23 protein-coding genes are annotated in these 24,877 nt (G+C 66.2%); 10 read left to right on the top strand and 13 right to left on the bottom strand.

All coding sequences use genetic code 11. The features are described from left to right. Positions 1-3: 3 nt before the first annotated feature. From DVB37_RS12235 to DVB37_RS12270, 8 genes are all read right to left on the bottom strand, one after another. Positions 4-1,986 carry an FUSC family protein gene (locus DVB37_RS12235; RefSeq protein ID WP_240434096.1) on the bottom strand — a complete coding sequence of 661 codons (1,983 nt, stop codon included), beginning with the start codon at positions 1,984-1,986 and terminating at the stop codon, positions 4-6. Between the two features lie 20 nt (positions 1,987-2,006). Then, on the bottom strand, positions 2,007-2,489 hold the full coding sequence (locus DVB37_RS12240; protein ID WP_046807890.1) for a YbaK/prolyl-tRNA synthetase associated domain-containing protein: 483 nt from the start codon (positions 2,487-2,489) through the stop codon (positions 2,007-2,009). 88 nt (positions 2,490-2,577) lie between these two features. After that, positions 2,578-3,315, bottom strand: a complete 738-nt coding sequence (locus DVB37_RS12245) for a response regulator transcription factor (protein WP_120157469.1) — start codon at positions 3,313-3,315, stop codon at positions 2,578-2,580. A 283-nt stretch (positions 3,316-3,598) separates the two neighbouring features. Beyond that, positions 3,599-5,092: an efflux transporter outer membrane subunit gene (locus DVB37_RS12250; protein WP_371683132.1), complete on the bottom strand. Its 1,494-nt coding sequence runs from the start codon at positions 5,090-5,092 to the stop codon at positions 3,599-3,601. Positions 5,093-5,098: 6 nt separating this feature from the next. Further along, on the bottom strand, positions 5,099-6,244 hold the full coding sequence (locus tag DVB37_RS12255; protein ID WP_104143866.1) for an ABC transporter permease: 1,146 nt from the start codon (positions 6,242-6,244) through the stop codon (positions 5,099-5,101). Beyond that, positions 6,241-7,236 carry an ABC transporter ATP-binding protein gene (locus DVB37_RS12260; protein WP_240434097.1) on the bottom strand — a complete coding sequence of 332 codons (996 nt, stop codon included), beginning with the start codon at positions 7,234-7,236 and terminating at the stop codon, positions 6,241-6,243. Before DVB37_RS12260 ends, DVB37_RS12255 begins: the two co-directional genes overlap by 4 nt. Next, positions 7,233-8,213 carry an HlyD family secretion protein gene (locus DVB37_RS12265; protein WP_120155359.1) on the bottom strand — a complete coding sequence of 327 codons (981 nt, stop codon included), beginning with the start codon at positions 8,211-8,213 and terminating at the stop codon, positions 7,233-7,235. The genes DVB37_RS12260 and DVB37_RS12265 overlap by 4 nt, the downstream gene beginning before the upstream one ends. A gap of 2 nt (positions 8,214-8,215) precedes the next feature. Continuing rightward, a complete protein-coding gene (locus tag DVB37_RS12270; protein ID WP_162941203.1) occupies positions 8,216-9,013 on the bottom strand; it encodes a TetR/AcrR family transcriptional regulator in 798 nt (265 codons plus the stop codon). 166 nt (positions 9,014-9,179) lie between these two features. Between DVB37_RS12270 and DVB37_RS12275 the strand changes: the two genes are divergently transcribed. From DVB37_RS12275 to DVB37_RS12285, 3 genes are all read left to right on the top strand, one after another. Then, positions 9,180-10,217, top strand: a complete 1,038-nt coding sequence (locus DVB37_RS12275; RefSeq protein ID WP_046805031.1) for an NADP-dependent oxidoreductase — start codon at positions 9,180-9,182, stop codon at positions 10,215-10,217. A gap of 24 nt (positions 10,218-10,241) precedes the next feature. Further along, positions 10,242-10,922, top strand: a complete 681-nt coding sequence (locus DVB37_RS12280; protein WP_046805030.1) for a type 1 glutamine amidotransferase domain-containing protein — start codon at positions 10,242-10,244, stop codon at positions 10,920-10,922. A gap of 165 nt (positions 10,923-11,087) precedes the next feature. Then, on the top strand, positions 11,088-11,684 hold the full coding sequence (locus DVB37_RS12285) for an HD-GYP domain-containing protein (protein WP_120155361.1): 597 nt from the start codon (positions 11,088-11,090) through the stop codon (positions 11,682-11,684). Between the two features lie 109 nt (positions 11,685-11,793). Here DVB37_RS12285 and DVB37_RS12290 read toward each other — a convergent pair whose 3' ends face one another. Both DVB37_RS12290 and DVB37_RS12295 read right to left on the bottom strand, forming a co-directional pair. Beyond that, a complete protein-coding gene (locus tag DVB37_RS12290; protein ID WP_120155363.1) occupies positions 11,794-13,389 on the bottom strand; it encodes a glycerol-3-phosphate dehydrogenase/oxidase in 1,596 nt (531 codons plus the stop codon). Positions 13,390-13,480: 91 nt separating this feature from the next. After that, positions 13,481-14,344 (bottom strand): DeoR/GlpR family DNA-binding transcription regulator, encoded by an 864-nt coding sequence (locus DVB37_RS12295; protein ID WP_046805044.1) that lies wholly within the window; start codon positions 14,342-14,344, stop codon positions 13,481-13,483. Between the two features lie 212 nt (positions 14,345-14,556). On the opposite strand from DVB37_RS12295, the gene DVB37_RS12300 reads away from it, so the two are divergent. The 6 genes from DVB37_RS12300 to DVB37_RS12325 all read left to right on the top strand — a co-directional run bounded on the left by DVB37_RS12300 (position 14,557) and on the right by DVB37_RS12325 (position 20,595). After that, positions 14,557-15,642 (top strand): ABC transporter ATP-binding protein, encoded by a 1,086-nt coding sequence (locus DVB37_RS12300; RefSeq protein ID WP_120155365.1) that lies wholly within the window; start codon positions 14,557-14,559, stop codon positions 15,640-15,642. Next, on the top strand, positions 15,642-16,730 hold the full coding sequence (locus tag DVB37_RS12305; RefSeq protein ID WP_120155367.1) for an ABC transporter ATP-binding protein: 1,089 nt from the start codon (positions 15,642-15,644) through the stop codon (positions 16,728-16,730). The genes DVB37_RS12300 and DVB37_RS12305 overlap by 1 nt, the downstream gene beginning before the upstream one ends. Next, positions 16,727-17,617 (top strand): carbohydrate ABC transporter permease, encoded by an 891-nt coding sequence (locus DVB37_RS12310; RefSeq protein ID WP_046805025.1) that lies wholly within the window; start codon positions 16,727-16,729, stop codon positions 17,615-17,617. Before DVB37_RS12305 ends, DVB37_RS12310 begins: the two co-directional genes overlap by 4 nt. Continuing rightward, a complete protein-coding gene (locus DVB37_RS12315; RefSeq protein WP_120155370.1) occupies positions 17,610-18,422 on the top strand; it encodes a carbohydrate ABC transporter permease in 813 nt (270 codons plus the stop codon). Before DVB37_RS12310 ends, DVB37_RS12315 begins: the two co-directional genes overlap by 8 nt. 12 nt (positions 18,423-18,434) lie before the next feature. Beyond that, positions 18,435-18,743 carry a DUF2160 domain-containing protein gene (locus DVB37_RS12320; protein WP_046805023.1) on the top strand — a complete coding sequence of 103 codons (309 nt, stop codon included), beginning with the start codon at positions 18,435-18,437 and terminating at the stop codon, positions 18,741-18,743. A 121-nt stretch (positions 18,744-18,864) separates the two neighbouring features. After that, positions 18,865-20,595, top strand: a complete 1,731-nt coding sequence (locus DVB37_RS12325; protein WP_046805022.1) for an ABC transporter substrate-binding protein — start codon at positions 18,865-18,867, stop codon at positions 20,593-20,595. 42 nt (positions 20,596-20,637) lie between these two features. Here DVB37_RS12325 and DVB37_RS12330 read toward each other — a convergent pair whose 3' ends face one another. Continuing rightward, entirely contained in the window at positions 20,638-21,300 is a 663-nt protein-coding gene (locus tag DVB37_RS12330; protein WP_120155372.1) for an arylsulfatase, read from the bottom strand. A 181-nt stretch (positions 21,301-21,481) separates the two neighbouring features. Then, on the bottom strand, positions 21,482-22,378 hold the full coding sequence (locus DVB37_RS12335; RefSeq protein ID WP_120155374.1) for an NAD(P)/FAD-dependent oxidoreductase: 897 nt from the start codon (positions 22,376-22,378) through the stop codon (positions 21,482-21,484). A gap of 246 nt (positions 22,379-22,624) precedes the next feature. On the opposite strand from DVB37_RS12335, the gene DVB37_RS12340 reads away from it, so the two are divergent. Then, entirely contained in the window at positions 22,625-23,752 is a 1,128-nt protein-coding gene (locus tag DVB37_RS12340) for an acyl-CoA dehydrogenase family protein (RefSeq protein WP_046805019.1), read from the top strand. Between the two features lie 110 nt (positions 23,753-23,862). On the opposite strand, the gene DVB37_RS12345 is transcribed toward DVB37_RS12340, so the two are convergent. Further along, entirely contained in the window at positions 23,863-24,867 is a 1,005-nt protein-coding gene (locus tag DVB37_RS12345; protein ID WP_240434098.1) for a lipopolysaccharide assembly protein LapB, read from the bottom strand. Positions 24,868-24,877 lie beyond the last annotated feature (10 nt).

Genomic DNA, 24,877 nt, shown 5'->3' on the forward strand with positions numbered 1-24,877 from the left:
GGTTCAAACCTGGTGGGAAGTTGGGTGGGGTGGGCGCACGCCCGGCGTCGTTGCAGCAAATTCCGGGCCAGTCAGCGCGGCGCGCAGGTTCTCGATCTCGGCGGCCACGTCGGCCAGGGCGGGCGTTGGCGCGGTGATGGCGGCGTCCGGCGGCGGCGTGCCGTTGGCCACCGCCACGCTTAGCGCATGCAAGGCCTGCGCAAGCAGCCCGACCTGGGCGGCAGTGGGCGCGGGCTGGCCGGGCGGCAGCGACCAGGCGGTGTCGGACACCGCGTTGGCCACGCGTTCCAATGCGACCTCAACCGGCCACCACGCCAGCGCCCTGCGGCTGACCAGGCGGGGCTCGGACAAGCCCCGTTGCAAGGCAATGCGCAGGTCCGACAAGCTGGCGTAGGCCCGCGCGCGCAACGCATGGCGGTTGGCGGCGTCCGCCTGGAACACGGTGTTGACGTAGGCGGCCAGTGTGTCCATCGCGGCGGAAACCGCGTGGTCCAGGTTGTTGCGTTCGATGCGTATCCAGGGCAGATAGCCCACCAGCAACACGATGCCGGCGGCCACGCCCACGTCGATCAGCCGGGCCAGCGCGATGGCCCACGAGCCTGGCTGCAAGGCCCCGATCAACAGCATCAGAATCGGCACCAGAATGGCGGAAAACAAGCCGTAGTTGCGCCGGATGGACCACGGCAGCAACGACGCCAGCACCGCCACCGTCAACAGGCTGGCGACGCCGTTCTGGTCCACGGCCAGCACGGTGGCGCTGATGGCCACGCCCACCACGCTGCCGCCACAGCTTTGCAGCGCGCGGGCAAATACCGAGCCAAAGTTCGGCTTGAAGATCACCACGACGATGAGCGGCACCCAGTACGAACGCGGCAGCGATGCGGCCAGCGCCACGGCTTCCGCCGCGATCAGGCACAGGCCCAGCCGGACCAGGTAACGCACGGTGGTCGGGCCGGGGCGATAGGTGCGGGCCAGCACGCGCCACGGCGTGCGCGGCGGCGCGGGCGTCAAGCCATCCAGCGGGTCCACGTCAGCCGGCTTGACCCCTTGCATCAGGGGCAGCGCCTGGGCCAGGGCATCCGCCAGCTGGGGCATGCCGGCCTGGCGCAAGGCGGCGATGTCGTCATCCGGGGCGGGCTCGCGGTCGTTTTCGACACGGTCGGCCAGGTGGTTCATCACGCGCGCGCAGGTGGGCGGCACCGGGCGCCCCGCACGCGCCAGCGCCAGGGCGGCATTGGTCAGCGGGGTGCAGGCTTGCAATTGGGCCGCCAGCCGGGCCAGGCGCGGCGATGGGCCGGCGGCGCGCCCGCGTGCCGCCAACACGGTGTCGTACGCGGTGGTCATGGCCGCTTCCATGTCGCGCCGCGCGATCATCGTGCGCGACGTGCCGATGGCGGCAAACAAGGCGGCCAGCTTGCGGTAGGCCAGCGCGACGGCGGCGCGTTCCGGGGCGATCGGGTTGATGACCCAGCCCACCAGCGTCAACCCCAGGCCGAACAGCCCGCCCGTGCCGACCAGCACGGACGGCAGCCACGGCGGCAGGGTGGACGTCAGGCTGGAGCCGACGATGACGTACACCGCGAATTGCAGCGTGGCTACCGCCGCGATGTTGTTGAAGGTGCCGATCAGGCTGGCAATCAGCACCAGCACCGTCATGGCGGCCGATGTCCACAGCCCGTGGCCGGCTACCAGGTTGCCCAGCAGGTAACCCAGCGCGCCGCCCAGCACGGTGCAGCCGATGGACAAGGCGCGGTTGCGATACGGGCCGCCGTTGTCGCCCGTGATGGCGGGCAGCGCGCCCAGCGCCACCAGCGCGGCGGCCGCGCCTTGGCCCAGTGCCAGCCCCACGGCGCAGGGCAGGCCGATGGCCAGCGCTGCGCGCAGCGCCACCCAGCGGCTGACGGGCGAAGGCTCCATGTGTGCCAGGCTCATCAGCCAGCGCATGTTGGCGCCGCGCGCGCCGTGGCGGGTCAGGGGGCGGGACACGGTGGCCTCATGGCGGGGCGTCAGGGCTTGATCAGCGGCGCGACGTCGGGCGCCGCCAGCCGGAAGTAGTCTTCCGTGTTCAGCAGGATGGATGCGTCCAGGCGCCCTGCGTTGAACACGATTTCGTCGTGGCGGCTGCGCAGGCTGGGGTCCACCAGCAGGTGCAGGTCGGGGTTGAACGAGAAGGGCGGGATGGCGCCGATTTCGCAGCCGGTAAGTTCGCGGGCCAGTTCCTGCGAGGCCAGCGATGCCTTCTTGCCGCCCGCCGCGCGCGCGATGGCGTCCAGGTCGGCCTGTTTGTCGGCCGGAAACACGGCCAGGACGTTCTTGCGCAGGTTTGACGAGATCTTCACCCGGCAGACCAGCGCCTTGGCGCCCTGGCTGACTTCGGTGCCACGGATGGCGGCCACTTCGACCGAGCGGCCGGCGGCGGGGTGGTGGATCAGGCGATGGCGGGCCTGGTGCTGGGCCAGCAGGGCTTGCAGGCGTTCAAAGACTTCCATATCGATGGCGGCAAAGGGGGTGGGGATGGACGGCGGGCCCGGGCTTGGCGCACCCGCCCCGCAGTCGCATGATACGCCCGCGCCGGGGTCAGATTTCGCCGGTGAAGGCGTAGCCCCAGCCCCACACGGTGCGAATCGGCAGCTCTACGTTCACGTCCTGCGCCTTGCGCCGCAAGCGGCTGACCACCACGTCGGTGCGGCGCACCGATTCTCGGCCCGCCTGGGCGTCCGAGCCGGACGCGTCGCCACGCGGCAGCCGCTTGTCGGCCGACGTCGTCAACCTGAGCAGGAATTCGCGTTCGGCCAAGGTCAGCGACAAGCGCGTGCCTTGCGGGCTGACCAACGTCCAGGCGGCGTCCAGAAACTGCCACTTGCCGGGAGGTTCGGGCGCGGCGGGCGCCGCGGGTGTGGCAGCGAAGCGGGGTTCGGCGTCGGCCGCCATGGGGCGGCGGCCGGTGGCGGGTACGCGCCGCACCAGGGCTTGCAGCGCGGCGGCGATCTCGGCGGTGGCCACGTCGTGCTGAAAACACGCGTCGGCGCCGCAGTGCAGGCCCAGGATGCGGTTTTCGGGCGAATCGAAGTTGGACACGGCGATGATGCCGGCGGTGGTGTCCATGGCGCGCAGGCCCGCAACCGCCATGCAAAGATCGGTCAGCTCGGCTTCCATCACCAGCAACGGCGTACGGCGCGCCTGAAACAGGCGAAACAGGCCGTTGGAATCCTCGCACCGGCGGGGCGAGAAACCCATGTCGGCCAGTTCGTCGCTGCGGCGCGCGCGTTGGTCGGGATCGGGTGAGAAGACGATCAGGTCTAGTAGGTCGTTCATGAATCGTAGTGATCTTTGCAGCTTCAGCGCATGCATGATGCTACGAAAACAAGGGTTTCCTAACCCCGCTCAACGCCACTTTCGTACCCGAATTCTCAGACATGATTGCCCGGCAGCAACACGGCGCGCGCCCCGGTGTGGACCAAACAATGTTTGAATCGCGCGCCAGGGCGTATTGGCGCGCTCCGCCCCCTGACAGGGGGTTGAACAACAGGTGTTAAAACGGCCCGAAACCGCACCCGAACGGTGCATAAAAGGGCCCTGCGGCCGCGTTAAAACCGCTCTACGGGTTTTGTGGCTCGTTCCACCAGCCACCGCCCAACGCCTGCAACAGCGCCGCCGTGTCGGCGTAGCGTGCCGCATCGGCTTCGCTGCGCGCGATGCGGGTTTGCAGCAGTTGGCGTTGACTATCCAGCAGGCTTTGGTGGCTGATGCCGCCCGCCTGAAAGCGGCCTTGCGCAATGCGCAGCGCGTCGTCCGCGCGACGCCACGCGTCGTCGTAGGCGTTGAACGCGTCCGCGTCGGTCTGCACGGCGCGCAGCGCGTCGGCCACCTGGCGGAAGCCGTCCAGCACCGTTTGGCGGTAGGCGGCAGCCGCCGCTTCGTAACCCGCTTCGGCCGCACGCTTGCGCGCGCGCAGTTCGCCGCCGCGAAACAGCGGTTGCACCAGCCCCAGCCCAAGGCTCCATACATTCACGCCGTCCGATAGATCGCCCGCGCGCGTGCGCTGGGAACCGAAACTGGCGGTGAGTGTGAACTGCGGATACTGGTTGGCGGTGGCCACGCCCACGTCCGCCGACGCCTTGTGCCACAGCGCCTCGGCGGCAAGAATGTCCGGCCGCTGGCGCGTCAGCGCGGAGGGCACGCCGGTGGGAATGTCGGGCGGCAAGGTCAGCTCCGCCAGGCGCAGGGGCGGCGTACGCAGCGCGGCGGGCGGCTCGCCCAGGTACACGGCCAGCTGATGCGTGGTCTGCGACAGCTGCTTTTCCAGCGGTGGCAGCGTGGCGCGGGTTTGCGCCACCAGCACTTCCTGGTTGCGCAAATCGGCCTCGGCCACGCCGCCCAGCGCCACGCGTTGCCGCATGATGTCCTGCTGGCGCTGCTGGGCGTCCAGCAGGTCGCGGGTGGCGGCCAGGCGCTCGGACAGGTCAGCCTGGCGGATGGCGGCGGTTACTACGTTGGCCGCCAGCGACATGCGCGCGGCTTGCAATTCGTGGGCCTGGTAATTCACCTGCGCCGCCAGGCCTTCCAGCGCGCGCCGGTTGCCGCCAAAGACGTCCAGCGTGTAGGACACGTCGATTGACGCGTTGTACAGCGTGAAGGGCGCAGGCGGCTGCGTCACCGGCACGCCGAACGCCGACGGGTCCACCTTTTGCCGCGTGGCGGACAGGTTGGCATCGGCCGACGGCAGCAGCCTGCCGCCGGTTTCGGCGTCCAGCTCTTCGGTAGCCTGCCGCAGCGTGGCGCGCGCCTGGGCCAGCGTGGGGCTGGCTTCAAGCGCCTGCCGCACCAACTGGTCCAGCGCGTCCGAACCGAACAGCCGCCACCATTGCGCGGGAATGTCCGCGCCGGGTTGCAGGCGTTGTGCGCTAGTGGCGCGTTGCGCGTTGTCATCGGCCGTGTAGGAAGCCACGGCGGGCGGGTTCGGTGAAGTGAAATCAGGCCCGACGGTGCAGCCGGTGGTGGTCAAGGCCAACAGGCTGATCGCCGCCGGCGGCATCGCCAGCACCACCGCACGCAAACGAAAAACCATAAAGGGACGGGGAAAACGTGGCATGGCGCGTCAATCCAGAGTGCGGCGGTAGAACTTCACGGCGGCGGTCATCACGACCGCGGTGAACAGCATCAGCGGCCAGATGCTGGGCCACAGATCCCACCAGCCGTTGCCCTTGAGCAGGATGCCGCGGATCAGCCGGTTGAAGTGCGTCAGCGGCAGCAGGTTGCCCAGGTACTGCGCCCACATGGGCATGCCCTGAAACGGGAACATGAATCCGGACAGCAGCATGTTGGGCAGAAAATAAAACATGGTCAGCTGCATGGCCTGCAACTGGTTCTGCGCCAGCGACGACAGCGTGATGCCCACCGTCAGGTTGGCCGCCACGAACAGCAGCGCCGCAAGATACACCGACAGCAGGCTGCCCAGGATCGGCACATGGAAAACGAAGTGCGCGGCCAGTAGGATGATCGTGGCCTGGATCAGCCCGATGGCGATGTACGGCACGATCTTGCCGGTCATGACCTCAAGCGGGCGCACCGGCATCGACAGCAGGTTTTCCATGGTGCCGCGCTCGCGTTCGCGCGTCATGGCCAGGCCCGTCATCATCACCAACGTCATCGTCAGGATCACACCCATCAGCCCGGGCACGGTGTTGTATTGCGAGATCTGCTCTTCGTTGTAAAGCCGGTGCACGCGCACGTCGAAAGGGGGTTGCCCCCCCGCCAGCTTGGCCAGCGGGCCGGTCAGGTCCTTTTGCGCCACGGCTTGCGTCAGCTGCGTGGCCGCGCCAATCGCCATGCCGGTGGCCATGGGGTCGGTGGCGTCGGCTTCGATCAGCAGCGCCGGCCGTTCGCCGCGCAGCAGGCTGCGGGAAAAATCCGGCGGTATGGTCACCACGAACAGCACGCGGCCCTGCGCCAGCGCGGCGCGGCCGGCTTCTTCGTCGCGCAGTTCTTCGGTGATGTGGAAGTAGTCCGACGATTTCATCGCCGCGATGAAGCTGCGCGTGAACGGGCTGTGGTCGGCCGTGATGACGGCCGTGGGCATCTGCTTGGGGTCGGTGTTGATGGCGTAGCCGAACAGCGCCAACTGCATGATGGGCAGGCCCACGATCATGCCGAAGGTGATGCGGTCACGGCGCAACTGCAAGAATTCCTTCAGCACCATGCTCCACCAGCGCGCCCACGAAAAGCCTTGCAGATGGCGCATCATGCGGGGCTCGCGAAGTTGTCAGTGGACCGGTTCATCAAAAAGATGAACACGTCTTCCAGGCTGGTGTCGATGCGTTCCAGACGCAGGCCCTGGCCGCGTATCGCGTCCCGCAAGGTGCGTTCCAGCAGCTCGGCGTTCTGGCCGCTGACGTGCAGCGCCGACCCGAACGCCACCGTCTGGTCCACGCCCGGCGCGCTGCGCAGGCGTTGGCCCAGCGGCACCAGGTTGTGACCATGGATGGCCCAGGTGGATAGCCGTTGCTCGGCAATCACCTGCTCGGCGGTGCCTTGCGTCAGCAGCTTGCCGTACGAGATATAGGCCAGCTTGTGGCAGCGTTCGGCCTCGTCCATGTAGTGCGTGCTGACCAGCACCGAGATGCCGCGCGCCGCCAATTCGTGCAGCTGTTCCCAGAAGTCGCGCCGCGCGGTGGGGTCCACGCCCGCCGTCGGTTCGTCCAGCAACAGCAGGCGCGGTTCGTGCAGCAGGCAGGCGGCCAGCGCCATCCGCTGCTTCCAGCCGCCCGACAACGATCCGGTCAGCTGGTTGGCGCGGCTGTGCAGGCCCAGGTCTTCCAGCGCGCGGTCCACGGTCTGGCGGCGTTGCGGCATGTCGTACATGCGCGCCACAAAATCCAGGTTTTCGCGGATCGTCAGATCGTCCCAGTACGAGAACTTCTGCGTCATGTAGCCGACATGGCGCTTGATCTGCGCGCTGTCTTTCACAATGTCGTAGCCCAGGCAGGTGCCGCTGCCGGAATCCGGCGTCAGCAGGCCGCACATCAAGCGGATGCAGGTGGTCTTGCCGCTGCCATTGGGGCCCAGGAAGCCGAAGATCTCGCCTTCCTGCACGCGCAGCGATACATCGTTGACGACGTGCTTGTTGCCAAAGCGTTTGTTCAAGCCTCGCACGTCGATCACGGCCTTGCCGGAATCGGGCGCGGCCGGCTGAAGGTCGGCGGGGTGATCAGCGGGGTGGTTGGGGGGCGCGGTCATTGCAGCGTGGCCTCGACCGGCTGGCCGGGATGCAGCCGCGCCGCCGCGTCGGGCGTCGGGCGCGCTTCCACCATGTACACCAGCTTGCTGCGGTTTTCGCGGCTGTAGATGACGGGCGGCGTGTATTCGGCCTGGTCCGACACGTAGTCGATATGCACGGGTATCGGATCGCCGCAGCCGTCGCAGCGCAGGCTGGCTTGTTGGCCCGCTTTTAACGAGCCGACCACGGTTTCGGGTACGAAAAAGCGCACCTTGATGTTGCCGGGCGGCAGCAGGCTGACCACGGGGCTGCCCGCCGGCACCCATTCGCCCACGCGGTACATCGTGTCGAACACGCGGCCGGCCGCCGGCGCGGCCAGTTGTTTTTGAGCAAGCGTCCAGTCGGCCTGGGCCAACGTGGCGCGGGCCGCTTCAACCGTGGCCGCCTGGGCCACGCGCTGATCCTCGCGCCCCGGCAGGTTGGCCACTTCCAGCTGCGCGCGCAATTCGCGCACGCGGGCGGCGTCCGACTGCGCTTGTTCGCGGCTGTCATCCAATTGCGCACGGGCGATGCCGCCGACGCGAAACTGGGCGTTATCGCGTTGCAGTTGCGCGGCGGATCGCCGGCTGGCGGCCTCGGCCTGCGCCAGCTGCGCGCGGCTGACATCGATTTCCGCCGGGCGCTTGCCCGTGCCGATGTCTTCCAGTTGCGCGATGGCGGCGGCAAGCTGCGCGCTGGCCTGGTCGCGGGCGGCGCGTTCGCGCGTGGCCTCCAGCGCGAACAGCGGCGCGTTGGCGTCCACCTGTTGCCCGCGCTTGACGGTCAGCGCGTCCAGGCGGCCCGCTTCGGACGACGCCACATAAACGTAGTCGCCTTCCACATAGCCTTGGTAGAACGGCGCGGCGTCCTGGCCGCAGCCGGCCAGCAGCGCGAGCGCCAGCGTCGGCAGGGCGAAAGCGATACGAAAAAGGGCAGGGCGGGGGCGCAGGGTGGGCATGGTCAGGTCGCGTCGGCGGGTTGGGCGGGCGGCGAGAACAGGCCGCCGGTCAGCATGGCGATGGCGTGGTCCGCGATCGCGTCGGTATCAATGGCCTGCATGGGCGGGTTGCCCTGCCACAGGCGGCGCCACAGGTTCGACGTGGCAAGAGGCAACAGCGTCAGGCCCAGGATGGACAAAAACACCAGGCGCGGCTCGACGCCCGGCGTGATGGCGCCGCGTTGCTGCGCCTGACCGATCACGGCGGCGAAAGCGGCCAGGCGTTCGGTGGGGACATGAGGCAGTACGCGTTCTCGCAGTTGACCGCCTTCGTTGACCACTTCATGGATCCACAGCGCGGGCAGCCAGGGCCGGTCGGTGGCGCTTTGCACGATGCGCTTCACGATTTCCACCAGGTAGCCGCGCGCGGCAGCGGCCGGGTCGGGGCTTGCGGCAGGCGCCGGCTTCGTAGACTTGCCGTCGTCGCCACTATCGGCGTCGCCGCCTTTGGCATCCGACGCCAGCGGGACGGGCGACCACACAAAACCGATCACCGGCACGACGCGCTCAAGCACCACGGCGTCGATCAATTGGTCGCGGCTTTTGAAGTAGTAATGCAGCATGGCCGGCGTGACGGCCGCGCGCTGGGCGATGTGCGCGATGGTGGTGGCGGCCACGCCCTGGGCCGCGAACAGGCCCGTGGCGATGTCCAGCAATTGTTCGCGCATGGCGGCGGCATCGGGTCGCGCCGGGCGGCCGGGGCGGCGCGCGCGCGGCGCGTCAACGGAGGAGGGGGCAGACGTGGACAGCGATTTGTTCATGTCGCGCAGTTTAATTAAGCTTTTAATTAATTAAAAGGAGGGGCGAGCATCAGGGTTACGAAGCAGGTCGGCCGACATCGATGGTGTAATGGCTCGGTTCCCCATCTTGCTGCCCCGGGCATTGCCTGCAAGACCTTGGGCGGCTTCCCCAGGAGGCTGGACTTCAATGACGCAATCCTCGTCAATCAACCGCCGCATCGTGCTTGCCGCACGCCCGCACGGCGAACCCACCGACAACGATTTCCGCCTGGAAACAGGCGACGTGCCGCAACCCGGCCCCGGCCAGGTGCTGCTGCGCACGGTCTACTTGTCGCTTGACCCCTATATGCGCGGCCGCATGAGCGACGCGCCTTCCTACGCCGAACCCGTCCAGATCGGCCAGCCCATGGTGGGCGGCACGGTCTGCCGCGTGCAGGCGTCCAACCACCCCGAATTCAAGGCCGGCGAATGGGTGCTTGCGCAGTCCGGTTGGCAGGACTACGCGGTGTCCGACGGCACGGGCCTGCTGCGCCTGGGCGCCAAGCCGCAGCATCCGTCGTATTCGTTGGGGGTGCTCGGCATGCCCGGCTTCACCGGCTACATGGGCCTTCTGGACATTGGGCAACCCAAGGCGGGCGAAACCGTGGTGGTGGCCGCGGCCAGCGGCGCGGTGGGCGCGGTGGTGGGGCAGATCGCCAAAATCCACGGCTGCAAGGTCGTGGGCATTGCCGGCGGCGCGGACAAATGCCGCTACGTGGTGGACGAACTCGGCTTTGACGACTGCCTGGACCACAAGGCGCCCGACCTGGCCGGCCGACTGGCGCGTGCCGTGCCGCAAGGCATCGACGTCTATTTCGAAAACGTGGGCGGCGCGGTGTTCGATGCCGTGCTGCCGCTGTTGAACCCACGCGCGCGCGTGCCGGTCTGCGGCTTGATCTCGGCCTACAACGCCACCAGCCTGCCCGACGGCCCCGACCGCCTGGCGCTGTTGATGCGCACCATCCTGACCAAGCGCCTGAAGGTGCAGGGCTTCATCATCTTCAACGAATACGCGCATCGCTATGGCGAATTCCGCGAGGCCATGGAAGGCCTGATCGCGCAAGGCCGCATCAAGTACCGCGAAGACGTGGTCGACGGGCTTGAGAACGCGCCGCGCGGCCTGATCGGCCTGCTCAAGGGCGAAAACGCGGGCAAGCGCATCGTGCGCGTCGGCCCGGACGAATAAGCGCGCAATCAAACGGAGCGCAACATGAAAATTCTAATCGTGCTGACATCCCACGACACGCTGGGCAACACCGGCCGCAAGACGGGCTTCTGGCTGGAAGAGTTTGCCGCGCCTTATTACGCGTTTTTGGACGCGGGCGCGGAAGTGACGCTGGCCTCGCCCAAGGGCGGTCAGCCGCCGCTGGACCCCAAGAGCGACGACCCCGACGCCCAGACCGACGCCACGCGCCGCTTTCGCCAGGACGCCGAAGCCCAGCGCGTGCTGGCCAACACGCAGCGGCTGGCCGACATGCAGGCCGCAGATTACGACGCAGTGTTCTATCCCGGCGGCCACGGCCCGCTGTGGGATCTGGCGGAAGACACCAAGTCCGTTGCCTTGATCGAAACCATGCTGGCGGCGGGCAAGCCGGTATCGGCCGTGTGCCATGCGCCCGGCGTGCTGCGCCATGCCAAGACGGCCGACGGCAAGCCGCTGGTGCAGGGGCGTCAGGTCACGGGCTTTACCAATAGCGAGGAAGCGGCGGTGCAATTGACCGACGTGGTGCCGTTTTTGGTCGAAGACGAACTCACGCGTTTGGGCGGCGTGTACAGCCGTGGCCCGGACTGGCAGCCGTACGTGATTTGCGATGGCTTGCTGGTCACGGGGCAGAATCCGGCGTCGTCGGTGGCGGTCGCCGAGGCCCTGCTGGAGCGGCTCAAGCGCTGAAATCGTCCGGTAAGCGGCGCGGGCCGGGGCCGCTCCTGGCCAAAGCTTTGATCTGCGCCGCTTGTACGCCCGTCGGCTGCTTGGTCAGGGGCGGGGCACATTGTGTCAGAATTGCGACTTTCCGATACAAATGCGGCGTCCCAACCCGGTGCCGCGCCTTCCTTGATGCCCCCAGACGTACCCCTAGATTCAGGTTCCTGCGAGGCCGCATTGTTCGCGGCCATGCAGGCGCGAGACCCGGCCACCGGCCGGCACTGCGACCGCGTGGTTGCCCTAAGCGTGGCGTTGGCCCAGGCGTGTGGTTTGACGCAAGACGAGCAGCGGGCGGTGGCGGTTGCCGCGCGCCTGCACGACGTGGGCAAGATCGGCACCCCCGACCGCGTGCTGTACGCCCCGCACAGGTTGGAAAAAGACGATTGGGACATCATGAAAGCGCACGCCACGGTGGGCGCCGACATCCTCATGCACAGCGATATCCCGCAGCGCGAGCTCATCGCGCAGGCCGTACGCCACCATCACGAACATTTTGATGGGTCCGGGTATCCCGCGGGGCTGGCGCACCACGCGATTCCGATGTTGTCGCGCATCATTTCGCTGGCGGATTCCTACGATGCGCTGGGGGATACACGCCCTTATCATCCGGCGCGCTCGCACGCTGAAATCATGGCCATCCTGCATCGCGAGGCCGGCGCAAAATGCGACCCCGACCTGCTGCGCGTATTCGAAACCATGATTCAGCACAGCCGGCTGAAAGTGCCGTAAAGCTGCGTCAAGGCGGCGCAAAGTTGGCGCAAAGTTGGCGCAAAGTTGGCGCAAAGTTGGCGCAAGGGCGGGCGCGGGGCGTGCTTTGCGCCCCGGCCACCCACCCGTTCTACAGCCGATACGTCGCGGCAACGACCGCCAGTTCCTGCAACGTGCGTTGTTGCCAGGCCGCGTCGTGGCCCAGTTCTTCGGCCAGGATGCGGGCCACTTCGGGGGCGGCCAGCATCGCGGCTTCCGCGTCCAGGAACAGCGCGCGGTTGCGACGCGCCAGCACGTCTTCGGCGCTGCGCGCCAATTCAAAACGCGCCGCAAAGCGCACATGCGCCTCGGACAGCCCGCTGGCCTTGACCAGCATGCGCTCGGCACCCGGCAGGGCCTTCAACGTGGCCAGATCGCTGCCGTAATAGCTGTCCGGCGTGCCCGCGTGTTCCTGCGACGGCGCCAGCCCGGACGCGCCATGCAACGGCAAGGACTCGGTGCGGCACGACGCCTGCGTCAGCAACTGATGCTGGATCGCGGTGTCCACCACGTCCTGCGCCATGCGGCGGTAGGTGGTCCACTTGCCGCCCGTCACCGTCACCAAGCCGGCGTTGGACACCAGGATGGTGTGCTCGCGCGACAGCTGCTTGGTGGCGGCCTCGCCGGTGGCCTTGACCAGCGGACGCAAGCCCGCCCACACGCTGGTGACGTCATCGCGCGTGGGTTTGCGGCTGAGGTAGCGCGCCGCCGTGTTCAGGATGAAGTCCACGTCCTGCGCACCGGCTTGCGGGTCCAGCGGCAGGTCGCCACGCGGCGTGTCGGTGGTGCCCACGATGGTGTGGCCGTTCCATGGCACCACGAACAGCACGCGGCCGTCGTCGGTCTTGGGGATCAGGATGGCGCGATTGCCCGGCAGGAATTCGCGCGGCAAGGTCAGGTGCACGCCCTGGCTGGGCGCCACCATCGTGGCCGCGTTCTTGTCTTCCATGCGGCGCACCGCATCCACCCACACGCCGGTGGCGTTGATCACGCAGCGCGCGCGCAGCGAAAAGCTGGCGCCGCCGATCACGTCCTGCGCGGTCACGCCGTCGACCTTGCCGTGGGAGGTGGTCAGGCCGGTGGCGCGCACGTAGTTGACCGCCGTGCCGCCCAGGTCGAACAGCGTGCGCATCAGGCTCATCGCCAGGCGCGCGTCATCGAACTGGCCGTCGTAATACAGCACGCCGCCCTTCAGCCCGCGCCCGTTGACCTTTTCAGCCAGCGTCGGCGCGTTCGCCAGGGTGTCACGGCGCGACAACCAGCGGCTGGGCGCCAGGTTCAGCTTGCCCGCCAGCATGTCGTACATCTTCAGGCCGATGCCGTAGAAGGGCTGGTCGAATAGGTTGTAGGCGGGCACCACAAAGCCCAGCGGCCACACCAGATGCGGCGCGTTGCGGTTCAAAAGGCCGCGTTCGTGCAGCGCTTCTCGCACCAGGCTGACGTTGCCCTGCGCCAGGTAGCGCACGCCGCCGTGCACCAGCTTGGTTGCCTTGCTGGACGTGCCCTTGGCAAAGTCCGCGCCTTCGATCAGCAACGTGCGGTAACCGCGCGATGCCGCGTCCACGGCGGTGCCCAGGCCCGTGGCGCCGCCGCCGATGACGATGACGTCCCAGGACGGCGTGTTGTCCAAGGTGGACAGCAGGCGGTTGCGATCGGGCGGAGTGACGTTGGCTAGGGGTTGGTTCATAAGTTGTCGCGGCGGGGCCGCCAGGTAAAAGCAGGGTGGTTTCGTGCGAAGCGCGGGTGGCGGGGGATGAGCCCGGGTCCCGCGCGTTTTTTCAAGCGTTGGGTGCCGAGGTGTTCGTGGAGTCTTGCGCGCCGGCCGCGTTGGACGTGCTGGAAGTGTCGGGCGCGCCGGCCGCGTTGGCTGCATGAGGTGCCGCCGCCACTTCGCAGCGCACGCCCGAATCCAGCAGCACCTGGGCCAGCGGTTCTTGCGGATGCGCGTCGGTAAAGAAGCGGTCGATCTGCGAAATGTGCGCCAGTTCCACCATCGCCTGGCGCTTGAACTTGCTGCTGTCGGCCGCCAGCCACACTTCCCGCGATTGCTCGATGATGGTCCGGGCCACGCGCACCTCGCGGAAGTCGTAATCGCGCAGCGTGCCGTCGGCTTCGATGCCCGAAATGCCGATCAGGCCGATATCGACCTTGAACTGGCGGATGAAATCCATGGTGGCTTCGCCCACGATGCCACGGTCGCGCGACCGCACCACGCCGCCGGCCACGATGACTTCGCAGTCCGGGTTGTCCGACAGGATGTCCGCCACGTGCAGGTTGTTGGTAATGACGCGCAGGCCGCGATGGCGCAGCAGGGCGCGCGCGATGGCCTCGGTGGTGGTGCCGATATTCAGGATCAGCGAACAGCCGTCCGGCACGGCGCGCGCCACCGCTTCGGCAATACGCTGCTTACCGGCGGCGTGCAGCCCCTGGCGCTTGCGGTAGGCAATGTTCTCGATGGTCGACGCTTCGATGCGCACGCCGCCATGAAAGCGCGACAGCATGCCGGCTTCGGAAAGGATGTTGACGTCGCGCCGCACGGTTTGCAGCGTGACGTCAAAACGTTTGGCAAGCTCTTCGATCGTGGCCGAGCCCTGGGCTCGCACCATTTCGACCAAGGCGCTTTGTCGTGGATTCAGTGTCATGTTCGCATGATAAAACAACAAAAGCGAAAAATAATGCCGCAGTGCAAGATTGTTTTTTGTTCGCTTCTTGAGTAAAACGCACAAAAAACGAAAGCCGTCTGAAAGAGTATGCTCATTGCGTGGCGCGTTCGCGCGCTGCGGTTGGAACGCTGTACCGATTACCGAAGTCCGTTGAAAAAAACAGGGACGTATAAGTAGGTAGAGGAGACACCATGCAGCTGACCTTGGACAGGATTGCCTTGCGGGCTGGCTCGCAAACGCACCTGACTCCTATGAGCCTGGCGCCCGTGCCAGGCGCCATGACGGTGCTGCTGGGGGTGACCCTGGCGGGAAAGACGTCGCTGATGCGCATCATGGCCGGGCTGGACCGGCCCACCGAAGGCCGCGTGCTGGTCGATGGCGCCGACGTTACCGGCGTTCCGGTGCGCCAGCGCAACGTGGCGATGGTCTACCAGCAGTTCATCAATTACCCGTCGATGTCGGTCTACGACAACATTGCCTCGCCCTTGACGCTGCGCGGCGAAAAGGACATCGGCGAAAAAGTCCGCGCCATGGCGGCGCGGCTGCATATCGACCATCTGCTGGCCCGCTATCCGTCGGAATTGTCCGGCGGCCAGCAGCAACGCGTGGCGTTGGCCCGGGCGCTGGTCAAGGACGCGCCGCTGATCCTGCTGGACGAGCCCCTGGTCAACCTGGACTACAAGCTGCGCGAGGAATTGCGCGACGAGCTTTCGGAATTGTTCGCCGAAGGGCGCTCCACGGTCGTCTACGCCACCACCGAACCGGGCGAAGCCCTGTTGCTGGGCGGCCACACGGCGGTGCTGGACGCTGGCGAACTGCTGCAATACGGCCCCACCGCACAGGTATTCCACCGCCCCAACTCCATCCGCGTGGCCCGCGCCTTCAGCGACCCGCCCATGAATCTGTTTGCCGCGCGGCGCACTGACGCCGGTTTCCTCCTGCAAGGCCAGTTGGCCGTGGACCGCGCGCTGCCCGGCAACGCGGGCGCCGACATCACGGCGGGCCTGCGCGCGGGGGCGCTGGACGTGGAGCCGCGCCCCGGCCACATCAGCCTGCCCGGCGTGGTGAAGCTGGCCGAAATTTCCGGCTCGGACACTTTTGTACACGCCAGCACGGCAGCGGGCGACGTGGTGGCGCAACTGCCCGGTGTGCACCGCTACACGCTGGACGAACGCGTGCAGCTGTATTTTGACCCGGCCCAAACCTACGCCTTTGATGCCGGCGGCGCCTTGCTGGCCGCGCCGCGCCAACCCGCCGGCGCGGGGGAGGCGGCCTGATGGCGCAGATCGAGCTGGACCTTTCCCATTCCTATGTGGCCGACCCCAAGGCCGATGATGACTACGCGCTGCTGCCGCTGACCTTCACCTTTCGCGATGGCGGGGCCTATGCCTTGCTGGGGCCGTCGGGCTGCGGCAAGACCACGCTGCTGAACTGCGTGTCGGGCTTGCTGCGGCCGTCGCATGGGCGCATTTTGTTCGACGGCAAGGACGTTACCGCCAAGAGCCCGCAGGCGCGCAACATCGCGCAGGTGTTCCAGTTTCCCGTGGTCTACGACACGATGACGGTGGCGGACAACCTGGCGTTTCCGTTGCGCAATCGGGGCGTGCCACCCGAGCGCATCCGCGAACGCGTGGGCCGCATCGCCGAAATGCTTGAGATGTCGCATGTGCTGGACCGCCGTGCCAGCGGCCTCACGGCCGATGCCAAGCAGAAGATTTCGCTGGGTCGCGGGCTGGTGCGCAGCGACGTGTCGGCCATTCTGTTCGACGAACCCTTGACGGTGATCGACCCGCAGCTGAAGTGGGAACTGCGGCGCAAGCTCAAGGAAATCCATCACGAATTCAAGCTGACACTGATCTACGTGACGCACGATCAGACCGAGGCGCTGACCTTTGCCGACCAGGTGATGGTGATGGCGCGTGGCCGCGCCGTGCAGGTCGGCAGCGCCGACGACCTGTTCCAACGGCCGGCGCATACCTTTGTCGGGCACTTCATCGGTTCGCCGGGCATGAACTTCCTGCCCGCGCAATGGCGCGATGACGCGCTGTGGGTCGGCCACACGCGCGTGCCAGGCGCCGCGCCGCAGCTTGCGACAAAGCTGGCGGGCACGGGCGCCATCAAGCTGGGCGTGCGCCCCGAATACCTGCGGGTGGAGCAAGCCAACGCGCCGGGCGCGCTGGCCATGCGCGTCGACCGCGTGCAGGACGTGGGCACCTACACCTTGCTGGTGGCCGATTTTGAAGGCACGCCCGTGCGCGCCCGGCTGGGCAGCAACATCGTGCCGGTGGCCGCCGGCGGCACCGTCTGGCTGTCGGTGCTGAACCCGCACACCTGTTTTTATCGCGACGAGGTGCTGATCCCATGAAGCCTATCGATCACCGGGCCTGGTTCCTGGTTCTGCCCGTGGTGCTGTGCGTGGCGTTCTCGGCCATCCTGCCGTTGATGACCATCGTCAACTATTCGGTGCAGGACATCATCTCGCCCGAACGCCGCGTGTTCGTCGGCACGGAGTGGTTTGCCGCCGTGCTGCAAGACGAAGAACTGCACGGCGCCTTGTTTCGCCAGATCGGGTTTTCGCTGGCGGTGCTGGCCATTGAAATCCCGTTGGGCATCTTGCTGGCGCTGTCCATGCCGGCCGGCGGCTGGCGCGCGTCGGCCGTGCTGGTCATCATTGCGCTGTCGCTGCTGATTCCGTGGAACGTAGTGGGCACCATCTGGCAGGTGTTCGGCCGCACCGACATCGGGCTGCTGGGCGCGACGCTGTCGTGGCTGGGGGTGGACTACAACTACACCGGCAACGACGTGGACGCCTGGGTGACGGTGCTGGTAATGGACGTGTGGCACTGGACGCCGCTGGTAGCGCTGCTGTGCTATGCGGGCCTGCGCGCCATTCCCGATGCCTACTACCAGGCCGCGCGCATCGACGGCGCGTCGCGGCTGGCGGTGTTCCGCTACATCCAGCTGCCCAAGATGCGCGGCGTGCTGATGATTGCCGTGCTGCTGCGCTTCATGGACAGCTTCATGATCTACACCGAACCTTTCGTGCTGACGGGCGGCGGCCCCGGCAACGCCACGACGTTCCTGTCGCAATACCTGACGCAAAAGGCCGTGGGCCAGTTCGACCTGGGCCCCGCCGCGGCGTTTTCGATCATCTACTTTTTAATCATCCTGCTGCTGTGCTTCATCCTCTACAACTGGATGCAGCGCGCGGGCACGGCCGGCAGCGCCGACGAGGAGGCGACCCATGCGTGACTCGTCCACCTGGTGGCGTTCCGCCTTCCTGCTGCTTTACCTGGTGTTCGCCATCCTGCCGCTGTATTGGATGCTGAACATGTCGTTCAAGACCAATACCGAAATCGTCAGCACGCTGACGCTGTGGCCGCGCGACTTCACGTTCGAGCATTACCGCACCATCTTCACGGACCCGGCCTGGTATTCGGGCTACATCAATTCGTTGATCTACGTCGTCATCAACACGGTGATTTCGCTGGCCGTCGCGCTGCCTGCGGCCTATGCGTTTTCGCGCTATCGCTTCATCGGCGACAAGCACGTGTTCTTCTGGCTGCTGACCAACCGCATGACGCCGCCCGCCGTGTTCCTGTTGCCGTTCTTCCAGCTGTACAGCTCGTTCGGGCTGATGGACACGCACCTGGCCGTGGCGCTGGCGCACCTGGTGTTCAACGTGCCGCTGGCGGTGTGGATCCTGGAAGGCTTCATGTCCGGCGTACCGCGTGAAATCGACGAAACCGCCTATGTGGACGGCTATTCCTTCCCGCGCTTTTTCCTGACGATCTTCCTGCCGCTGATCAAGTCCGGCGTGGGCGTGGCGGCGTTTTTCTGCTTCATGTTCAGCTGGGTGGAATTGCTGTTGGCGCGCACGCTGACCTCGGTCAACGCCAAGCCCATCGTGGCCACCATGACGCGCACCGTGTCCGCCTCGGGCATGGACTGGGGCGTGCTGGCGGCAGCGGGTGTGCTGACCATCGTGCCGGGGGGCATCGTCATCTGGTTCGTGCGCCACTACATCGCGAAGGGTTTCGCGATGGGCCGCGTGTAGAAGGGGGCCGCCATGTTCAGCTGGATGGTTTGGACCACCCCCGTCGCCGTGTTCTTTTCCTGCATCGTGCTGATGCTGGTGGGCATGACGGTGTGGGAATTGAAATCGCCCACGGTCGAACGCAAGGGCTTTCTGCCGCTGCGCACCACACGTGGCGACAGGCTGTTTATCGGCCTGATGGCCGCGGCCTGGCTGAACCTGGCGTTCCTGGGGTTTGGCCAAAAGGCGGTGGAATGGTTTTCGCTGGATGAGCCGCCATCGGTGTGGATCAGCTTTGTGGCGTCCATGCTGTTGCTGGCATTCATCATGAGAAAAGGCTGAAGGGGCGCACCGACCCCTGCCGAATCGGGATGGAAGGTTTTGAAGGACTACGGGCCCGCATCTTCCCCGGCCAGAGGTCCGCAGCAGAACATAAGGGGAAGGGTATTCGAGGAGACAGGTCATGAAATTGCGCATGCACGCCATGGCGGCCGCTATCGCCCTGATCGGAACATCAGGGGCTTGGGCCGGCGAGCCGGAAGCGAAGAAGTGGGTGGATTCCGAGTTCCAGCCTTCCACGCTGTCCAAAGACCAGCAGATGGCCGAAATGAAGTGGTTCATGGACGCGGCGGCCAAGCTTCGTGCCAAGGGCGTCAACGAGATCAGCGTGGTGTCGGAAACCATCACCACGCACGAGTACGAATCCAAGACGCTGGCCAAGGCGTTCAGTGAAATCACCGGCATCAAGGTCAACCACGATCTCATCCAGGAGGGCGATGTTGTTGAAAAATTGCAGACGTCGATGCAGTCGGGAAAGTCCATCTACGACGGCTGGATTTCCGATTCGGACTTGATCGGCACGCACTACCGCTACGGCGCCATCCTGCCGCTGTCGGACTACATGGCCGGCGCGGGCAAGGAATGGACCAACCCCGACCTGGACATCAAGGACTTCATCGGCACCAAGTTCACGACCGCGCCCGACGGCAAGCTGTACCAATTGCCCGACCAGCAGTTTGCCAACGTCTATTGGTTTCGCGCCGACTGGTTCGCCCGGCAGGACTTGAAGGACAAGTTCAAGGCCAAGTACGGCTATGACCTGGGCGTGCCCACCAATTGGTCTGCCTACGAAGACATTGCCGATTTCTTCTCGAACGACGTTAAGGAAATCGACGGCAAGAAGGTCTATGGGCACATGGACTACGGCAAGAAAGACCCGTCGCTGGGATGGCGCTTTACCGATGCATGGCTATCGATGGCGGGCGCGGCCGACAAGGGCCTGCCCAACGGCATGCCGGTGGACGAATGGGGCATCCGCGTGGCCGACGACAAGTGCACGCCGGTAGGCGCATCGGTCTCGCGGGGCGGCGCCACCAACAGCCCGGCCGCCGTTTACGCGCTGACCAAGTACATCGACTGGATGAAAAAGTACGCGCCGCAACAAGCCATGGGCATGACCTTTTCGGAATCCGGTCCGGTACCCGCCCAGGGCCAGATCGCCCAGCAGATCTTCTGGTACACGGCCTTTACCGCCGACATGACCAAGAAGGGCCTGCCGGTCGTGAACGAGGACGGCACGCCGAAATGGCGCATGGCGCCGTCGCCCTATGGCCCGTACTGGAAGGACGGCATGCAGAACGGCTATCAGGACGTGGGCTCGTGGACGTTCTTCAAGTCCACCAACCCCGACAAGATGGCCGCCGCCTGGCTGTACGCGCAGTTCGTCACGTCGAAATCGGTGTCCTTGAAAAAATCCATCACGGGCCTGACCTTCATTCGCGACAGCGATATCCACAGCGAGTTCTTCACCAAGAACGCGCCCAACTACGGCGGGCTGATCGAGTTCTATCGCAGCCCGGCACGCGTGGCATGGACGCCCACCGGCAACAACGTGCCCGACTACCCGAAGCTGGCGCAGCTGTGGTGGAAGAACGTGGCCACGGCGGTCACCGGCGAAAAAACGCCGCAGGCCGCCATGGACAACCTGGCCAACGAGATGGATCAGGTGATGGCGCGCCTGGAGCGGGCGGGGATGGCGCAATGCGCGCCCAAGCTGAACGCCAAGAGCGACCCGTCCAAGTGGCTGTCGGACCAGCACGCGCCGTGGAAAAAGCTGGCCAACGAAAAGCCCAAGGGCGAGACCATTCCGTATGAAAAGCTGCTGGCGGCCTGGAAGGAGGGCAAGGTCCGGTAAGGGGGCAGGGCGGCAAGCATCGCCCACGGATGGCCGTAGCGCTTATCCGTGGGCGATGTTGCTTGAGCGGGTGGGCAGTTGCAACGCGGCCTGCAAACCCGCCCGTGCCGCGTCCAGGGGCAGGCGTTGTCCCTGCACCATCGCCGCGGCGTCGGCCATCCACGGATGTGCAAACGCCACCACGTCGGCGCCTTGCTCATAGGCCTGTTGCGCCGCGCTTGCGCAGGCTTGCAGGCAGGCCGGCATATCGCCGCCCTGGAACAGCGCCCATGCCTGCGGTACCACGTGCACGGCCACCGTTGCCCCGCTGGCCTTGGCATGGCGCTCGAACAGCATCCGGTTGGCGTCCACGGCGGAAGGGGCCGCGCAAAGCACGACGATATATCCGCCATCGCGGGTGGCCGCCATGGCCAGCGCCACGTCGGCGCGGATCACCGGCACTGGAAAGTCGGGCATCTGGTCAATCACCGGCCCCAGCGTGGCACACGTGACGAGGACGGCGTCCGCATCGGTGGCCAGGTTCTGTACTGCGTCGCGGATGGCATCGCGCAACGCGCCATCCGTTGCCAACCCTTGGTCGATGGCTTGCCGCAGATCTGGGCGCACATCGTGGCGCAACTGCGCGGCATTCATGCCCGCCTGGGCTGCCGCATGCTCAAATACGGCCCGGTTGCCGTCAATGGTGTGCAAGAACGAAATACGCATTCGAAGCCATCCTGATATTCATGGTGAGCGCGCATTGTTCTGCCTTAGCGCCGCCGCAACAAGGCAAGTCCGAATACCGGTACTGCGTGTACCCGGTTTTTCCTTCCCGTTCGTTTGACCGCGCCCCTGCATCCCGTACTGCGCAGCACCGCTTGCGGCGTGCTGGGCAGCTAATGCCCGCTTATTCCATCACCAGCGACCGATGCGCGCACACGCCCGCCATCACTCCCGACGCACTGGCCAGCGTGGCGTTGCTCATGGGGATGGCGGCGTCGCCTGCGGCGAAGACGCCGGGCACCGAGGTCTGGCGCAGGTCGTCCACGCCAATGATCGGCCCCAACGGGCCATCGTTAAAGGCGCAGCCTAGCTGCATGGCCAGCGGGCTGGCCATGTGCGTTTTGCTGGCGACGAACAGCGCGTGGATGGCCAGGCGTCGGCCGTCGGCCAGCTTCACGGCGTCCAGGCGGGGGGATGCGCCCATCAATTCAACGATGGGGCTGCGTTCGATGCGCACGCCGCGCTTGGCCATCAAGGCGGCTTGTTCCGCGTCCGGTTCAAACTGGCCTTGCGTGAAGTACGTGGTGGGGCCCCAGTCGGGCAGCAGCACGGCCTGATGCGCGGACATGGGGTGCGCCGCCATTACGCCCAGCGGCCGATCGGCCGTTTCATAGCCGTGGCAATAGGGGCAATGCAGGACCGTCTGCCCCCAGCGTTCCTGCAAGCCGGGCACGCCGGGCAATTCGTCGCGCAGGCCGGTGGCCAGGATCAGGCGTTTGGCCCGCAACGGCTGGCCGTCGGCCATCAGGACTTCAAAGCGACCCGATTCGCCGCCGGCATTGAGCGCGTCGCCGTCCACGAATGTCACGCTGGGATATTGCGCCAGCTGTTCGCGCGCTTGTTGCACGATGTCGTGCGGGGCCTTGCCGTCCTGGCCCAGAAAGCCGTGCGAATGCGCGGCGAAGCGGTTACGGGGCTGGCCGCCGTCGATCAGCACAATGCGTCTTCTGGCGCGCGCCAATTGCATGGCGGCGGACAGGCCGGCAAAGCTGCCGCCCACGATGATGACGTCGTAATCCATCAGCGAATTCCTTATTGGTGGTTATCAAGATACTTAATAAGTTGCATGATAAAGCGGCAATCGGATTTCACGCAATCTGAAATGTTCTTTGATGCCGAATCGATCCGCCAGAACTGGCTCGCCCGCGCCCACGGACGGTGTATTCTCGATTCCAAGCCGCGCCCCATCCCCCGCGCGGCGCGTAAAACTAAGACACCCGGCGCCCATCCGGCGCCCGCGTGCCACGGCCACCCCAGGAGACAAAACATGTTGTTGAACGAAGAGCAGCTCAGTATTCAGGATATGGCGCGCCGCTTTGCGCAGGAACGGCTGGCGCCCCATGCCGAACACTGGGACCGCGATCACCACTATCCCGCCGACGCCATCCAGGAAATGGCGCAGCTGGGATTCTTCGGCATGCTCGTGCCGGAAGAGTGGGACGGCAACGCCAGCGGCTATGTGTCCTACGCGGTGGCGCTAGAGGAAATCGCAGCGGGCAGCGGCGCGTGTTCCACCATCATGAGCGTGCACAATTCGGTGGCGTGCATGCCCATTCTTAAGTTCGGCACGGACGCGCAGAAAGACCAGTTCCTGCGCCCCTTGGCAAGCGGCGAGCACATCGGCGGGTTTGCGCTGACCGAGCCGCAAGCCGGTTCAGACGCCAGCAGCCTGCGCACGCGCGCGCGCCGCGATGGCGACGACTACATCCTGAACGGCGCCAAGCAATTCATTACGTCCGGCAAAAGCGGGCAGACGGTCATCGTTTTCGCCGTTACCGATCCGGACGCGGGCAAGCGCGGCATATCCGCGTTCATCGTGCCCACCGACACACCGGGATACCAGGTGCTGCGCGTGGAAGACAAGCTGGGCCAGCACGCGTCGGACACCTGCCACATCGCCTTTGAAGACATGCGCATTCCGGCCGCCTACCGCTTGGGCGCGGAAGGCGAGGGCTACAAGATCGCGCTGGCCAATCTGGAAGGCGGCCGCATCGGCATTGCGTCGCAATCGGTAGGCATGGCGCGCGCCGCGTTCGAATGCGCGCGCGACTACGCACGCGAGCGCCAGGCTTTCGGCAAACCTATCTTCGAACATCAGGCGGTGTCGTTCCGCTTGGCGGACATGGCGACGCAGCTGCACGCGGCGCGCCAGATGGTATTGCACGCGGCGGCGCTGCGCGAAGCGGGCAGGCCGGCGCTGATGGAAGCGTCGATGGCGAAACTGTTCGCATCCGAGATGGCCGAAAAAGTGTGTTCCGCCGCCATTCAAACGTTGGGCGGATACGGCTATCTGAAGGACTTTCCGGTCGAACGCATCTATCGAGACGTACGCGTTTGCCAGATCTACGAAGGCACCAGCGATATCCAGCGCCTGGTGATTGCGCGCGGGCTGTAGGGTAAGCGGGGCGCGCGGGGATGTTGCCGCTGCCGGTCGCGTCCCGCGAAAGCCGACAAGAGCCCGACAAGACCCCGACAAGACACCGTCACCACACCGTCACCACCCTGTCAGGGGGCGCTGCCGCTGGCGCCGCGCTGTGCTTGCAGCCGGGCCAGTTCCGCATCCCAATATGCCAGGTGTTCCTTCCATTCCGGCTGCCCCAATGCGTGCAGCGCATCCAGAATATGGCGGGCGGGGTCGGGCTGGCCCAGCAGCAAGTAGGCCTTGATCAAGTTATTGCCGACCTGCGGGCCGTGCACCGCGGCACGATAGTGCGGGGCGGCCAGTTGCACGATATCGGGAATGCGTCCCGCATTGCCCAGGTCGCCCGTCATCTGCATGAGCAGGTCTCCAGGCACCGGCTCGCCCGCTTGCGCCAGCGCTTCCCGATACAGGGCCAGCGCGCCTGCATAGTTGTGCGCGCCCAATTCGCCGCGTGCCAGCCACAAGCGCGCGCGCCAGCTGCCGGGCAGGGCCGCAACCCGCTGCATGGCGCCCACGCCGGCCGCGTCTCCGCCCACGTCGCGATGAATGGCTTCGTACCAGCCCAGGCCGTTGTCCTGGTTGGGGTCCCGTTGCAGGGCGCGCCACAAGGTGTCCAGCGTCTTGTCGTCGTCGCCACGTTCGGCGTGCACCTTCGCCAGGTTCGTCAGCACGATGCCGGTGTCACCGTGCCGCGCGCAGAAGTCCGTCAACACGCGCTCGCTGTCGTCCAGGCGGCCTTGCTTCAGGTAGACGATGGCTTGCAACACCACGGCGCGCTCGGTGTTCTGGTCCAGTTGCACCAGCCGTTCGGCGGGGCCGACCATGTCATCGATGAAGTCGTCGTTCAAGGATTGGATGATCAACGCCGCCAACGCGTCGGCATCGTTCCAGCGCTGTTCGATGGCGCCCGGCAATACCTTGTCGCGCCATTCATCGCGCGTGATCAGCACTTCACGTCCGTCGGCGTCAAAGGCGCGGATCAGGCCGGAAGGGTCGGCGGGGGCGTTGTCGGATTGGGGCGTCGGGTTCATGTCGATAGGCTCGGTCATGCGGTTCGTGCGGGTTCGTGCGGGTTCGTGCGGGCTCATACACGCTCAT

Origin of the sequence: Achromobacter sp. B7 (assembly GCF_003600685.1) — a bacterium.
Classification (GTDB): domain Bacteria; phylum Pseudomonadota; class Gammaproteobacteria; order Burkholderiales; family Burkholderiaceae_B; genus Achromobacter; species Achromobacter spanius_B.